The sequence below is a fragment of the Pedobacter kyungheensis genome (genome assembly GCF_000812965.1).
Taxonomy (GTDB): Bacteria; Bacteroidota; Bacteroidia; order Sphingobacteriales; family Sphingobacteriaceae; genus Pedobacter; species Pedobacter kyungheensis.
In genome coordinates this window covers 78,385-91,874 of the sequence record NZ_JSYN01000009.1, presented here as the reverse complement: position 1 = coordinate 91,874, position 13,490 = coordinate 78,385, and the positions used below count along the sequence as shown (strand labels likewise).

The window sequence follows — 13,490 nt, the reverse complement described above, 5'->3', positions numbered from 1 at the left end:
TGGAGTTAGAATAGTTTTTCTAATAAAGCGATGTCTATATCAGCATAACGGGATGGATTACTGTTGGCCAGTACAACTGGTTTTGCCGATACCCTGATGCTGCTTTCTGTTGCTGTAAAATCGCCCATTTTAATTTTCGATTCTGCCCCGATTACAGCAGTATGATCTTCGGTAGAACCGGCTAGCTTTAAGGTTGCTGCATCATTAATTTCCGTTGATAAATTAACCGTATTCGCAGTAATATCGGCTGAAGCTTTATCGCTAAGTACAATATTCAGGTTTAACAAATTAAAGTTGCCCGCAGTGCTTACTGTTGCTGTATTTGAGGCTACAATTGTTGTCAGGTTATTCACGTGGGCTACCACTGTCAGGGTATTTTTATCGAAAGAGCTGATCCTTAATTCGGCACCCTGTTGTTGCACCATTGCATTTTTACCATAGTATTGATCGTAAACCTCAACACTTTCTTTAGCATCCTGAACAAGGATTAATTTAACATTGCCCGATACCACTACTTTACTGATGTTTTTAACATTTGTTAATGCAGTATAACTTGCTGTGTTTTCTGTAGCATTGGCTACCACTGCTGTGCTACTTAAGGTAACCACTACCAATGCAGCTGCGAATAATTTTTGGATAGAATTTTTCATGATCTTAATATTTTATGTTTGATGAACCTTTGTTTTAAACACCTTACTACCAGGCGTTTTCTGTAAATAAGACGACTGTTTGCCCAAAACGTTTCAGGCAAGAGCATGCTATTATACCATAAGCATCTATTTATAGACGAACACCCGATTAACCTATACGAAATTTGGTTTGTTAGCCCATCAAAGATTAAGCGATATTGAGAATTAGGCAGATATGTTAAAAAAGGTTAAAACTTAATACAGAACTAATATATTAGTTCTATATTCGTAAAAACAAAACAGATCCTTCTATATGAAACGTTTATTACTCTCGCTGTGCTTCTTTGTCACGATTGCATCGTACACAAGGGCGCAGAGCCTGCATACCATAAAAGGCCGAACGATTGACACCGCTTCGACGGCTATTTTATCGGGTAGTTCGGTTGCAATTTTAAATGCAAAAGACTCTACTCTGGTAAAATTTACAAGGGCGGCAGAAAACGGCACTTTTGAGCTTACGGGTATCAAAAATGGTAAATTTATCTTGTTGGTTTCTTACCCAAAATATGCTGACTTCGTAGATCACTTTACCCTCGATTCCACTACGCACATCAAGGATTACAACAAGATAAACCTGACGGGAATGGCCAAGATATTGGCTGATGTAATTATCAAAGGAAACAGATCGGCTATAAAAATTAAAGGAGACACCACCGAGTTTGATCCGAAAGCATTTAACATTGAGCCGAATTCAAAAGTTGAAGATCTGATCAAGCAGTTTCCAGGTTTTCAGGTAGATAAGGATGGTAAAATTACAGCACAAGGGAAAACAGTTCCGAAAGTATTGGTAGATGGCGAAGAATTTTTTGGCGATGATCCGACCTTAGTTACCAAAAACTTAAGGGCCGATATGGTAGAGTCGGTTCAGCTTTATGATAAAGCCAGCGATCAGGCGAGTTTCACCGGTATTGATGATGGTGAGAAAACCAAAACACTTAATATCAAACTCAAAGAAGATAAAAAGAACGGTTATTTTGGAAAAGTGCAGGGAGGTTACGGAACAAAAGACTTTTACCAGGGGCAGGCGATGTTTAACAAATTCTGGGGTAAAAAGAAATTTTCGGCCTATGGCATTTTAGGTAACAACGGCACAGTGGGTTTAGGTTGGGATGACCGCGATAAATACGGTGCCTCTGGCGGACTGACCATGACTGATGATGGTGGTATGTATTTTAGCAGCGGCGGAGATGATTTTGACAGCTACGATGGACAGTATAATGGCCAGGGTTTACCAGTAGCCCGGACCGGAGGTTTGCATTTCGACAACAAATGGAACAAGGATAAAGAATCGTTAAACACCAATTATAAAATCGGATCAATCAGGGTTTCAGGAGAGAGAAATTCAATCAGTCAGAACAATTTAGCATCAGGAACCCAAAATAGTACTTCAGATGAATCTTTTGATAACGACATGTTCAGACAAAAACTGGATGCGATGTATGAGCTAAAGATCGATACCACCTTAACAATGAAGGTTAATGTTGATGGTGCATTGAAAAAAAGTAATACTTCAAACACTTATTTAACAGGTACTACCGATGGCAATGGCGACTTTTTAAATTCATCAAACAGAACCTTAACCAATGAGGTAGATGATCAAAATTTTAACGCTAATGTTTTATTCACTAAAAAATTAAAGAAAACAGGGCGCACACTATCATTAAACTTAAATCAATCGATAAACAAAAGCAACAGTGAAGGATACTTAAACTCCCTTAACAAACGCTTAACCTCAACAGGTCAGGTAGATAGTCTTACCAATCAGCAAAAAATTAATGATATTACTAACAGTGCTTTTAAATTAAATGCGGCTTATACAGAACCACTTTCAAAAACCTTAACTGTAATTATAAATTATGGCTTAACATTGATGAATGGTACATCAGACCGCAAGTCTTTCAATCAATCGGGTGGTGGCAGATACGACATTTTAGATACCGTTTACAGTAATAATTTTGAGTTAAACCAAACGATTAACCAAGGTGGTGCAATTTTTAACTATAAGAAGGGCAAAACTGTCATCAATTTCGGATCAAAATTTAGCGGCGTAAACTTTAAGCAAGAAGATATTTATCACAACAAAACCTATGTAAGAAATTTTGTTAACTATATGCCCCAGGCATCTTATCAATATCGTTTTTCTCAACAAAAATCACTTAGGATTAACTACTATGGCAATACTAACCAACCAACGCTCGACCAGTTGCAGCCAGTTAGGGTAAATAACGACCCATTTAATGTTGTAGAAGGAAACCAGGATTTAAGACCATCTTTTAGAAGTAGTGTTAATGCCAGCTATAACTCTTACAAAGTTTTAACCAATCAGTCGTTGTGGTTAAATGCTTCTTATAGTTTTACTGCAAATCCGATTATTAGCGATGTAACTACCGATGATGTTGGTAAGAGTACGTATAAATACATCAATTTTGATGATAAAATGCAGACTAACTTCTACATGTATGCGCAGATAAGCCGGAAAGTAAATGCACTTGGCGAAATCAATATTGGTTTAAATGCTAATGCTAATGGGAGCTCTTCTTACAACTTTATTACCACAAGTCTTGGCAGAACTTTAAATAACACCAAAAATTACGGCTATAGCGGTGGAATAAATATTTCAAAATATAAAGACAAGAGCTATAGTTTTTACCTGCGTTTTGGCCCAACCTACAACATGTCGAGAACAAGTATTGGCCGTAACAGTGACGGATGGGGTGCCAATGGTTACGGATCAGGAAATGTACAATTGCCTGGGAAATTTGAAATCTCAACAGATGGTGAATATCAGTATAATGGAAAAACACAGGTGCTAACCGAAAGTTTTGAACGTTTTATCTGGAATGCATCGATAAGTAAAAAATTCTTCAAATCCGAAAACTTAAGACTCTCAGCAACGGTAAATGATATTTTAAACCAAAATATTGGCTTTAACCGATACGCCAATAACACAACCATAAGCCAAAACAGTTACACTACCATTAGACGGTATTTGATGTTCTCAGTATCATGGGATTTTAGCAAAATGGGTGGTGGAATTAAATCTCAAAAATAATTATTATGAAAACTACACTAAAATATATCATCTTATTTGCTGTTATTTTCATCAGCAAAAGCACCTTTGCTCAAAACGTACATTTCGTTAAAAACGGTATAATTGAATTCGAAAAAAGATCAAACATGTATGCGGTGATCAAAAAGAAAATCAATAAAGACAATGAAAGTTATATGATTCCTGCTTTCGATCAGTACAAAAAGAATAATCCACAATTTAAGGTAGCTAAAAGTACCTTAAGCTTTAATAAAGATAAAGGCTTATATAAATGGCCAAATGTAGACGAAACAACAAATGCTAATTGGGCTTCGAGGGACGCACTCGTTGATTTAAAGAATACCATTGCAACTGATTATAATACCAATACAAGTATTTCTCAAAAAGCGGTTTATGAAGACACCTATCTTGTTAAAGACAGTTTGCGCAAAATTAACTGGAAAATTACCGATGAGACAAGGGAAATTGCAGGTTACGAATGCCGCAGAGCCAACGCAATAATTATGGATTCGATCTACGTAGTTGCCTATTATTCGAACCAGATTGCAGTTTCAGGTGGACCCGAATCTTTTAACGGATTACCGGGAATGATTTTAGGTTTAGCTTTACCGCACCAAAACATAACCTGGTTTGCTACCAAAGTAACGGAAGTTACTGTTCCGGAAAAGGATCTAACCCCGCCAACAAAAGGAAAACCAATCGACAATAAAGGTTTAACTGATAAAATAACTTCAGCCTTAAAAAATTACGGCCCTGAAGCACTGTCGGAGCTAAAGGCTTTTTCACTTTAACGATGTGCATTTCATTTTTATAATTATGCCTATTTTAGCTAACCATTAGAATAGCTATGTACAGCGCACTTTATAACCACATTAATAAATTTATAGATTTGAGTAAGGATGAGCAGGATCTTCTTGCCCCCTTACTCAAATCTTTGTCGGTTAAAAAGAAAGCTTTTTTACTGGAAGAAGGTCAAACCTGCAGGGCCAATTACTTTGTGGCAAAGGGTTGCCTCAGGCTATACTTTATTGATATTAAAGGTGCCGAGCAAACTACCCAGTTTGCCATCGAAAACTGGTGGATTACCGACCTCACGAGCTTCCTGTTTCAGAAATCTTCAGAATTTTATATCCAGGCTGCAGAAAGTACAGAGGTAATTGCCATTGAGCAGCACCATTACGATGAAATGTTCCATAAACTACCTAAACTGGAAAGGTATTTCAGGCTCATTTTGCAAAAAAACCACCAGGCATCACAAATGCGAATCAGGTACCTGTATAGCCAAACCGCCGAAGAAAGATATCGCCACTTTAACCAGATGTTTCCCGAATTTGTACAAAGGGTACCACAATACATGCTGGCTTCTTACCTGGGTTTTACGCCTGAGTTTTTGAGTAAGATCAGAGCGAAGAGATGATCTGCGCTTTTTTACCGCAAAGCACACGAAGCAGAAACACAAAGTACGCAGAGTAAGGCACAAAGTACACTGAGCCAGCTGTATTATAACTAAACATTTCAAACCAATTCGCTCTGTGCCACTCCGTTAAACCTCTTTTCCCTCTGTGGTTAATTTAAAGAAATAGCAGGATTCGAATACTTAATTTCTCTGCGTAACTCTGCGCAAAAACTTAGCGACCTTTGCGGTTAAACATTTCTTAAACTACATTAAGTTTTTTCAACCCCGGGATGCGGAACTTTACATCGTAATCAAAAACAATAAAAATGGAAAGTAGAATTGATATCCCCAAAGTAGATCCGGCAGCCTACCAGGCCATGTATGCCTTAGAGAAATATTTATCAGCCAGCAAAATCGACCCCATTCTTTCAGAGTTGATTAAAATGAGGGCATCGCAAATTAACGGTTGTGCATTTTGTTTAAATATGCACTCGGCCGATGCACGCAAAATTGGCGAAACCGAGCAAAGATTATACCTGCTAAGTGCCTGGAAAGAAACTACCTTGTTTACCGAAAAAGAGAAAGCTGTTATTGCTTTAACCGAAGAAGTAACCCTCATCAGCAACCATGTTTCTGATGCTACTTATCAAAAAGTTGCAAGTTTCTTTAGCGAAACTGAAATTACCAGCATCATTATGGCCATTGTTACCATTAATGCCTGGAACAGAATTGCAATTACCTCCAAAGTAATTGTTGGATAATTTTTTTAAACCTGTCAGATTTTAAAAGTCTGACAGGTTTTTAAACTTCTTTAACTCCCCGAACACGAGGCCTGCAATCACCTTTGCACCTTCAGGCTGAAAATGGGTATTGTCTTTTTGACCTTTCGGATATGCCTCGTATTTAGCCGAATCTAAATTCATAAAATAATTTTTGCTCACATATTCCTGACCTTTAGTGGTAAAAAAATCGGCCGAAAGCGTGGTTAAATCGATAAGCGGTACATGCAACGACTTAGCCACGTCTTTTACTGCTTGCGGATATTCACCGTGTGCGCTGCCCAGCTTACCATCCTTCCAGGGATAATTGCGCGTAACCGGGGTAATCAAAACCGGAAACGCTCCCTTTGCGCGGGTTTCATTTACATACATTTTTAAAAAATCTTTGTAACCCGGAATATCCACGTAACGCTCAGGCTTATCTTTTGCTGCATCATTATGACCAAACTGAATCAGTACCAGATCGTTCTTCTGTAAAGTGCCTAAAACTTCTTTCCACCTGCCTTCTTCAAAAAAACTCCTTGTACTCCTGCCTCCTTTGGCTTTATCAACCACCAAAACGCTATCACTTTTAATCAGCCGGCTTAGTTTTTTTAGGCTATCTTTTTGAAAGAAGGGCTGAAAAACCTGCCCCCAACCCGTTAGCGGATATCTTTTCTGCATGTAGCCTTCTTCTAAAGTATAATCTGCCACGGTCGAATCGCCAATTAAATAAACTTTAACAGGTTTTGGTTTGCCAATAAAAGACATCAGTGCAAAACCAGTAGCTATAACTGCGGTAATAATTTTATAATGTTTCATTTTATGAATCGATTATTTAATGGGTTCTATTCTAAACCAATCGTATTCGGCAATTCCCGAATCATTGGTTTGTGTATCTCGGATGGCAAATAACCCAAGCTTGGCCCCAATCCATTGCCCTGCTGTAGCCTGAAACTGATCGCCAACGGGATTAAAAGTAATTCCATCTTCGCTATAACTAAACTGGCATTTGGCTCCGTTGGTAACTAGTACCCTTAACTGTACCGATGTTGACTTAAGTTTGATAACCTCCTTTTCATTTTCTGCTTTACCTTTATCAGCACTTTGGCAAACACCATACATCAGATACAGCCCATCCTTTTTGCTCTTGATACTCAACTGGGCATAACTTCTGCCCATAACCACTAAACCGGTTTTTTCATGCTCGAGTTTAGGATTGGGTTTAAAATTGAGCTTAGTTGTTGCCACAAACTCATCAGCAGGAAATTTCTGCATCAATAAATTGGGCACATCCCAAAGATTTTTAGCCTCATCCGGAATTTTTGAAGTATATAATTTTAAAATGCCCTTATTGGCATCAGTGAACCACCAGGTGGGTTGTGGATTTGCCTGCCATTGCCATTGTAGGCCTAAATTAACCGAACCGAATTCATCACTTTCAACCGGATTTTCTATCGGATATACTTTACCTACATTCGGTTTTTTATAAACTGCTACGGGCTCGCCAGTACCATCGCCATCTTTATCTAAACCAATAACCGGCCAGTCATTTACCCATTTCATGGGTTGCAAATGCACTACACGGCCGTAAGCATCTTTATCCTGAAAATGCAAAAACCAATCTTCCCCGGTTGGTGTATTTACCCAGGCACCCTGGTGGGGGCCATTAACGGCCGATTTGCCCTGATCCATGGCTACCTTTCTTTCGTAAGGTCCGTAAACATTTTTACTGCGCAATATCAACTGCCAGCCGGTAGAAACACCTCCCGCTGGTGCAAATAAATAGTAATAACCATTGCGTTTATAAAATTTCGGTCCTTCAATCGTCGGGTCTAGCTCATGTCCATCGTAAACAATCCGTCCTTTTTCCAGCGCTTTCATTCCGTCGTTACGCATTGGCATAATCGCTAAAACACTTTTAATTCCAGCCCGGCTGCCAGCATAAGCATAAGCGAGGTAAGCTTTTCCATCTTCATCCCAAAACGGGCAGGGATCAATCAAACCTTTGCCGGCTGCAACCAATTGCGGGGCAGACCAATCGCCGGTAATGGTTTTGGCTTTGGTTACATAAATTCCGAAATCGGGATCGGGATAATAAATATAAAATTCGCCATTGCGATAACGGATTGATGGCGCCCAAACCCCGTTGCCATGCTGCGTTTTTTCAAAATGATCGAATGGAGGCTGACGTTTTAAAGCATGACCAATGATTTTCCAGTTTACCAGATCTTTCGAATGCAAAATCGGCAAACCCGGTACAGCATCAAAACTGGAGGCAATCATATAAAAATCGTCACCCACACGGATGGCATCCGGATCGGAATAATCAGCATTAATAACCGGATTTTTATAGGTTCCGTTGCCCTGATCTGATACCCAAACTTTAGAAATGTATCTGCTTGAAGGGCTTTGCTGTGCTAAAACACTCAAACTAAGACTTAAAATCAGGGTGATGCTAAAAAGATATTTCATTTTACAACGGGGTAATTAATATTTGGCTATCAACAAGATTAAGTCTTTTTTTATTTCAAGGCAAGCAGATATTGTGCAATCGTTCCCGACATCGTTTGCATCTTTTAATTTTGCTAAAACTTCGTCCTGATGAATATTAATGTTTAAAATTGTTCATCATATATTTAAAACACGGCTGCGTGATGAAGTTTATACTTTTACGTGGCCGATTTTATTTTAAGCCTAACCAAATCGATATGAGAACAATTGCTTTATTCTTTTTAACGGTCTTTGCCTTTGCTGCACATGCATTGGAGGTTAAACCCGATTTTATTGTAGCTGCTGATGGAAGCGGAAATTTCAAAACGGTGCAGGAAGCCATTCATGCCGTACCCGATTTCAGGAATAAAACCACTGTGATTTTCATTAAAAAGGGCGTTTACAAAGAAAAGCTGGTTTTGGCAGCATCGAAAAAAAATGTAAAACTGATTGGCGAAAGCCTTAACGAAACCATTTTAACTTACGACGATTATGCCCAAAAGAAAAACACTTTTGGCGAAGAAAAAGGTACTTCAGGCTCATCCAGTTTTTACATTTACGGCGAAGGCTTTTCGGCAGAGAACATCACTTTCGAAAATTCATCGGGCCCGGTTGGGCAGGCCGTAGCGGTTTGGGCAGGTGGCGATAAATCGGTTTTCGTCAACTGCAGGTTTTTAGGTTTTCAGGATACACTGTATACCTACGGCGGTAATAACCGCCAGTATTATAAAAATTGCTACATCGAAGGCACGGTCGATTTCATCTTTGGAGCGGCAACAGCCTGGTTCGAAAACTGTACGCTTTATTGCAAAAAGGCCGGTTACATTACCGCAGCATCGACCGCCGATACCACTAAATTTGGGTATGTTTTTAACAAATGTATCATTAAAGGCGATGCACCGGCCAATAGTTTTTATCTGGGCAGACCCTGGCGGCCTTATGCAAAAGTAGCCTATCTTAACTGTACACTCCCTGATTTAATCCGTCCGGAAGGCTGGAACAACTGGGGTAAAACAAGCAACGAGCAAACTGCTTATTATGCTGAATACAAAAGCCTTGGGAAGGGCGCAAATCCTGGTTCGAGAGCCAAATGGTCGCACCAATTAACAGATGTGGAGTATAGCGCGTATATTTTGGAAAACGTTTTCCGGGGATGGCAGCCCGAGGCTAAATAATCAACATAAAAAACTGACAATCAACACAAAAGCACCTTACAAGAGGTGCTTTTTTCGTTTATTTTCCGGCAACGATTGCATAGATTTCTCTTCTGTTTTAGGAGCAAACAACGTACACTTGTTATACGATTAACCAAATATAATTTAACAGCACCAACAATGAAACAGATAACAGGTAGTTTCTGCCGTACAAAAATAGCGCTCACATGTATTTTAATATCGGCTGCATGTTCGGCTATTGCGCAACAAAAGCAAGCCTTGCCCGTTATTCAGCAGGTTAAATTTAAAGCCGATACCACGAGCATTACCCGCTTTGGGGCCAAAGGCGATGGGCTTTTTTTAAATACCCAAAGCATTAACAAAGCCATTGAGGCCGTAAGCCAGAAAGGTGGCGGCGTGGTGTTAATCCCATCTGGTTTATGGTTAACCGGACCAATCGAATTAAAAAGTAATGTAAACCTGCACTTAAAACGCGACGCCATTCTACAATTTACGGCCGATTTTAACCAATACAAACTGGTTCAGGGAAATTGGGAAGGTCAACCCGCATGGCGCAACCAAAGCCCTATTTCTGGTGTTAACCTGCAAAATATAGCCATAACCGGCGCAGGGATTATTGATGGAAACGGTGGCGCATGGCGCATGGTAAAAAAAGATAAACTTACCGAAACCCAGTGGAAAACATTGGTTGCATCGGGAGGAGTAGTAAGGGCTGATGGCAAAATGTGGTACCCATCAGAAAAAACCGTTAAAGGCTCGAACACTAAAAATGCTGGTGTAATTGAACCCGGTAAAACGGCTGCCGATTACGAAGACATCAAAGATTTCCTTCGTCCTAATCTGGTAGTGCTAACAGGCTGCAAAAAAGTACTTCTAGAAGGCGTTACCTTTCAAAACTCGCCAGCCTGGAACCTGCATCCTTTACTGTGTGAAGACCTGACTTTGAGAAACCTGCAGGTTAAAAACCCCTGGTTTGCCCAAAACGGCGATGGTGTAGATGTAGAATCTTGCAAAAACGTTTTGATTGAGGGTAGCACTTTCGATGTGGGCGATGATGGTATCTGCATTAAATCGGGCAGGGATGAGGCTGGCCGCAAACGTGGCGTGCCTACCGAAAATGTAATTATCCGCAACAATGTGGTTTACCATGCACACGGCGGTTTCGTTATTGGAAGCGAAATGAGCGGAGGTGCCAAAAATATCTGGGTGTACAACTGTTCTTTCATAGGCACCGATATCGGTTTGCGCTTTAAAACCACACGTGGCCGCGGAGGTATAGTCGAAAATATTTATGTGAACAATATCAACATGATCGACATTCCGGGCGAAGCCATTTTATTCGATATGTATTATGCCGCTGTTGATCCGGTTCCTTTGGCTGGAGAGAAACGCGAAGCCATTAAAACCGTTACCGTTCCGGTTACTGAGGCTACTCCGCAATTTAGAAATTTCTACATCAAGGATGTAGTAGCCAATGGCGCAGAAAAAGCGATATTTTTCAGGGGCTTACCCGAAATGAATATCAAGGATATCCACCTCGAGAATGTAACCGTTCAATCGAAAAAAGGCGTAGAGATTATTGAGGCATCAAATATTTTCCTTAAAAATGTTAAGGTTATCACCAACGATACCAATCCGGTTGTACACGTACAAAACGGCACCAACATTAATATTAACGGGCTTCAGTATAAAAACGGGGCTGAGCTCCTTTTCGATATCACCGGCGAAAAAACCAAAGGGGTAAAAATAACGGGAACAGATGTTTCAAAAGCCCAAAAAACCTCAGCCTTTGCTACCGGCGTAAATCAATCTGTATTGGAGATTTCAAAATAATAAAACATGAAACGATCAATCATATACCTTACAGCAACCTTAGCATTCCTTACCGTTTTTGTGCAAAACGGCCTGGCGCAAAAGAAATTGTCCGAACAGCTCACGCTAACGGCCATGGAAAAACTGTTTCAGGATACCACCCTGCTTAAAGGTGCCAAAGGCCCTAAATGGACCTACGATATGGGAGTTGTTTTGGAAGGTGCTGCTGCCGTATGGCGCAATACCGGCGATGGAAAGTATTTTAAATACGTACAAAGCTCGATGGATGCCTATTTGGATAAAGAAGGCAACATCAATACTTATAAAGCCGAAGATTTTAATATCGACAATGTTAAAAATGGTCGTTCATTGTTGCTGCTTTACAAAGTTACCGGACAACAAAAATACCTGTTGGCAGCCACTAAACTTTACGATCAGTTACAGCAACAACCACGCACCAAAGCTGGCGGTTTCTGGCACAAGAAAATTTATCCCAATCAGATGTGGCTGGATGGCTTGTATATGGGAGAGCCCTTTTACGCCGAGTATGCCAAACTGATGAAAAAGGATGCTGCTTTTGACGATATCGCCAAACAGTTTATTTTAATGGAACAAAACTCGCGCGACAATAAAACGGGTTTACTATACCACGGTTACGATGAAAGCCGCGAAGAGCGATGGGCAGATAAAACAACCGGACGCTCACCCAATTTTTGGGGCAGGGCTATGGGCTGGTACATAATGGCTTTGGTTGATGTATTGGATAATTTTCCGGAAAATCACCCCAAAAGAGCAGAATTATTAGCCATTTTAAACCGTACGGCAACCGCTGCTGTAAAATATCAGGATCCGAAATCCGGTGTTTGGTTCGATATTTTGGATATGCCAACCAGAAAAGGCAATTACCTGGAAAGTTCGGCATCGAGCATGTTTGTATACGGACTGGCCAAGGGAGTACGCAAAGGTTGGTTAGCCCCATCTTTTATGGCAGCTGCCAATAAAGGTTATGCTGGTTTAAAGAAAGAATTTGTTGAGCCTGCGGGTAACGATAGGATTAACCTGACCAAAACCGTTTCTGTTTCTGGTCTGGGAGGAAAACCAAAATACCGCGACGGTAGTTTCGAATACTACATCAGTGAAAAAGTAATCACCAATGATCCCAAAGGGGTAGGTGCCTTTATCTGTGCATCGGCCGAAATGGAAATTGATGCCTTGCCTAAAACCGGAAAAGGATTAACAGTAACCGTTGATAATTTCTTCAACAACGAATACATGACCGGGCCAACCGGCGATAAAATCCCTTTCCACTACGTTTGGGAAGAAGACGACAACAATGGTTTTTCGCTATTCGGGAAAGTATTTAATGATGCAGGTGTTAAAACCGCAACGCTTAAAACTGCTCCAACAACAGCAAACTTAAAAGGCAGCAACATTTATATTATAGTAGATCCCGATACGGAAAAGGAAACGGCTAATCCCAATTACATGAATGCTGAACATGCAAAACAAATCGCAGCATGGGTTAAGGCTGGTGGGGTACTCGTAATGCTATTAAATGATGCTGGCAATTGTGAAATCAGCAAATTCAATGTGCTTCCTGAAATATTCGGGATTAAATTTAATGAAGACAGCCGCAACAAAGTGCAAGGCTCAAATTTTGAGCAGGGAGCCGTAAAAATCCCGTCTGGAAATACAATTTTCAAAACGGCTAAAAAAGTTTACATCAAAGAAATTTCGACCATTGTAGCCAAAGCACCTGCTGTTTCTGCATTGACCGATAACGGCGATGTGCTGGTGGCAACTGCAAAATATGGTAAGGGAACAGTTTTCGCTGTTGGCGACCCCTGGTTTTACAACGAATACATTGATGGGCGGAAATTGCCTGCAGATTTTGAAAACTTTAAAGCGACAAATGATTTGGTAAACTGGCTGATTAAGCAGGTTCCGGGGAAGAAATAAAGAGAGAATAGGTCGGTGAGGACACCAACCTATAGGAGAAATATTAACCACAGAGACACGGAAAAAGACTAAATAAAGCTGTCATCCTGAGCCTGTCGAAGGACAATCACAGCCTTATAAAAATCAAAAAAAACCTGTTAATCCCTGCCTCCGTGGCAG

10 protein-coding genes are annotated in these 13,490 nt (G+C 40.2%); 7 read left to right on the top strand and 3 right to left on the bottom strand.

Annotated elements, in window-relative coordinates; all coding sequences use genetic code 11:
* Positions 1 to 5: 5 nt before the first annotated feature.
* A complete protein-coding gene (locus OC25_RS09460; protein WP_039474853.1) occupies positions 6 to 650 on the bottom strand; it encodes a GIN domain-containing protein in 645 nt (214 codons plus the stop codon).
* 292 nt (positions 651 to 942) lie between these two features.
* Here OC25_RS09460 and OC25_RS09455 point away from each other — a divergent pair, with 292 nt between their 5' ends.
* The 4 genes from OC25_RS09455 (at position 943) to OC25_RS09440 (ending at position 5,895) form a co-directional block, all read left to right on the top strand.
* Complete coding sequence (locus tag OC25_RS09455) at positions 943 to 3,741, top strand: outer membrane beta-barrel family protein (protein WP_039474850.1); 2,799 nt, start codon at positions 943 to 945, stop codon at positions 3,739 to 3,741.
* A 5-nt stretch (positions 3,742 to 3,746) separates the two neighbouring features.
* Positions 3,747 to 4,529: a GLPGLI family protein gene (locus OC25_RS09450; protein WP_039474847.1), complete on the top strand. Its 783-nt coding sequence runs from the start codon at positions 3,747 to 3,749 to the stop codon at positions 4,527 to 4,529.
* 56 nt (positions 4,530 to 4,585) lie between these two features.
* Entirely contained in the window at positions 4,586 to 5,155 is a 570-nt protein-coding gene (locus tag OC25_RS09445) for a Crp/Fnr family transcriptional regulator (RefSeq protein ID WP_039474845.1), read from the top strand.
* Positions 5,156 to 5,460: 305 nt separating this feature from the next.
* Positions 5,461 to 5,895: a carboxymuconolactone decarboxylase family protein gene (locus OC25_RS09440; RefSeq protein ID WP_039474841.1), complete on the top strand. Its 435-nt coding sequence runs from the start codon at positions 5,461 to 5,463 to the stop codon at positions 5,893 to 5,895.
* Between the two features lie 21 nt (positions 5,896 to 5,916).
* Here OC25_RS09440 and OC25_RS09435 read toward each other — a convergent pair whose 3' ends face one another.
* Positions 5,917 to 6,714, bottom strand: coding sequence for a rhamnogalacturonan acetylesterase (locus OC25_RS09435; protein WP_039474839.1), 798 nt, complete (start codon positions 6,712 to 6,714; stop codon positions 5,917 to 5,919).
* A 12-nt stretch (positions 6,715 to 6,726) separates the two neighbouring features.
* Positions 6,727 to 8,367 (bottom strand): glycoside hydrolase family 43 protein, encoded by a 1,641-nt coding sequence (locus OC25_RS09430; RefSeq protein ID WP_039474836.1) that lies wholly within the window; start codon positions 8,365 to 8,367, stop codon positions 6,727 to 6,729.
* 236 nt (positions 8,368 to 8,603) lie between these two features.
* On the opposite strand from OC25_RS09430, the gene OC25_RS09425 reads away from it, so the two are divergent.
* The 3 genes from OC25_RS09425 to OC25_RS09415 all read left to right on the top strand — a co-directional run bounded on the left by OC25_RS09425 (position 8,604) and on the right by OC25_RS09415 (position 13,331).
* Positions 8,604 to 9,560 carry a pectinesterase family protein gene (locus OC25_RS09425; protein WP_039474955.1) on the top strand — a complete coding sequence of 319 codons (957 nt, stop codon included), beginning with the start codon at positions 8,604 to 8,606 and terminating at the stop codon, positions 9,558 to 9,560.
* A 159-nt stretch (positions 9,561 to 9,719) separates the two neighbouring features.
* A complete protein-coding gene (locus OC25_RS09420; RefSeq protein ID WP_039474834.1) occupies positions 9,720 to 11,393 on the top strand; it encodes a glycoside hydrolase family 28 protein in 1,674 nt (557 codons plus the stop codon).
* 6 nt (positions 11,394 to 11,399) lie between these two features.
* On the top strand, positions 11,400 to 13,331 hold the full coding sequence (locus tag OC25_RS09415; RefSeq protein ID WP_039474831.1) for a glycoside hydrolase family 88/105 protein: 1,932 nt from the start codon (positions 11,400 to 11,402) through the stop codon (positions 13,329 to 13,331).
* Positions 13,332 to 13,490: the final 159 nt, after the last annotated feature.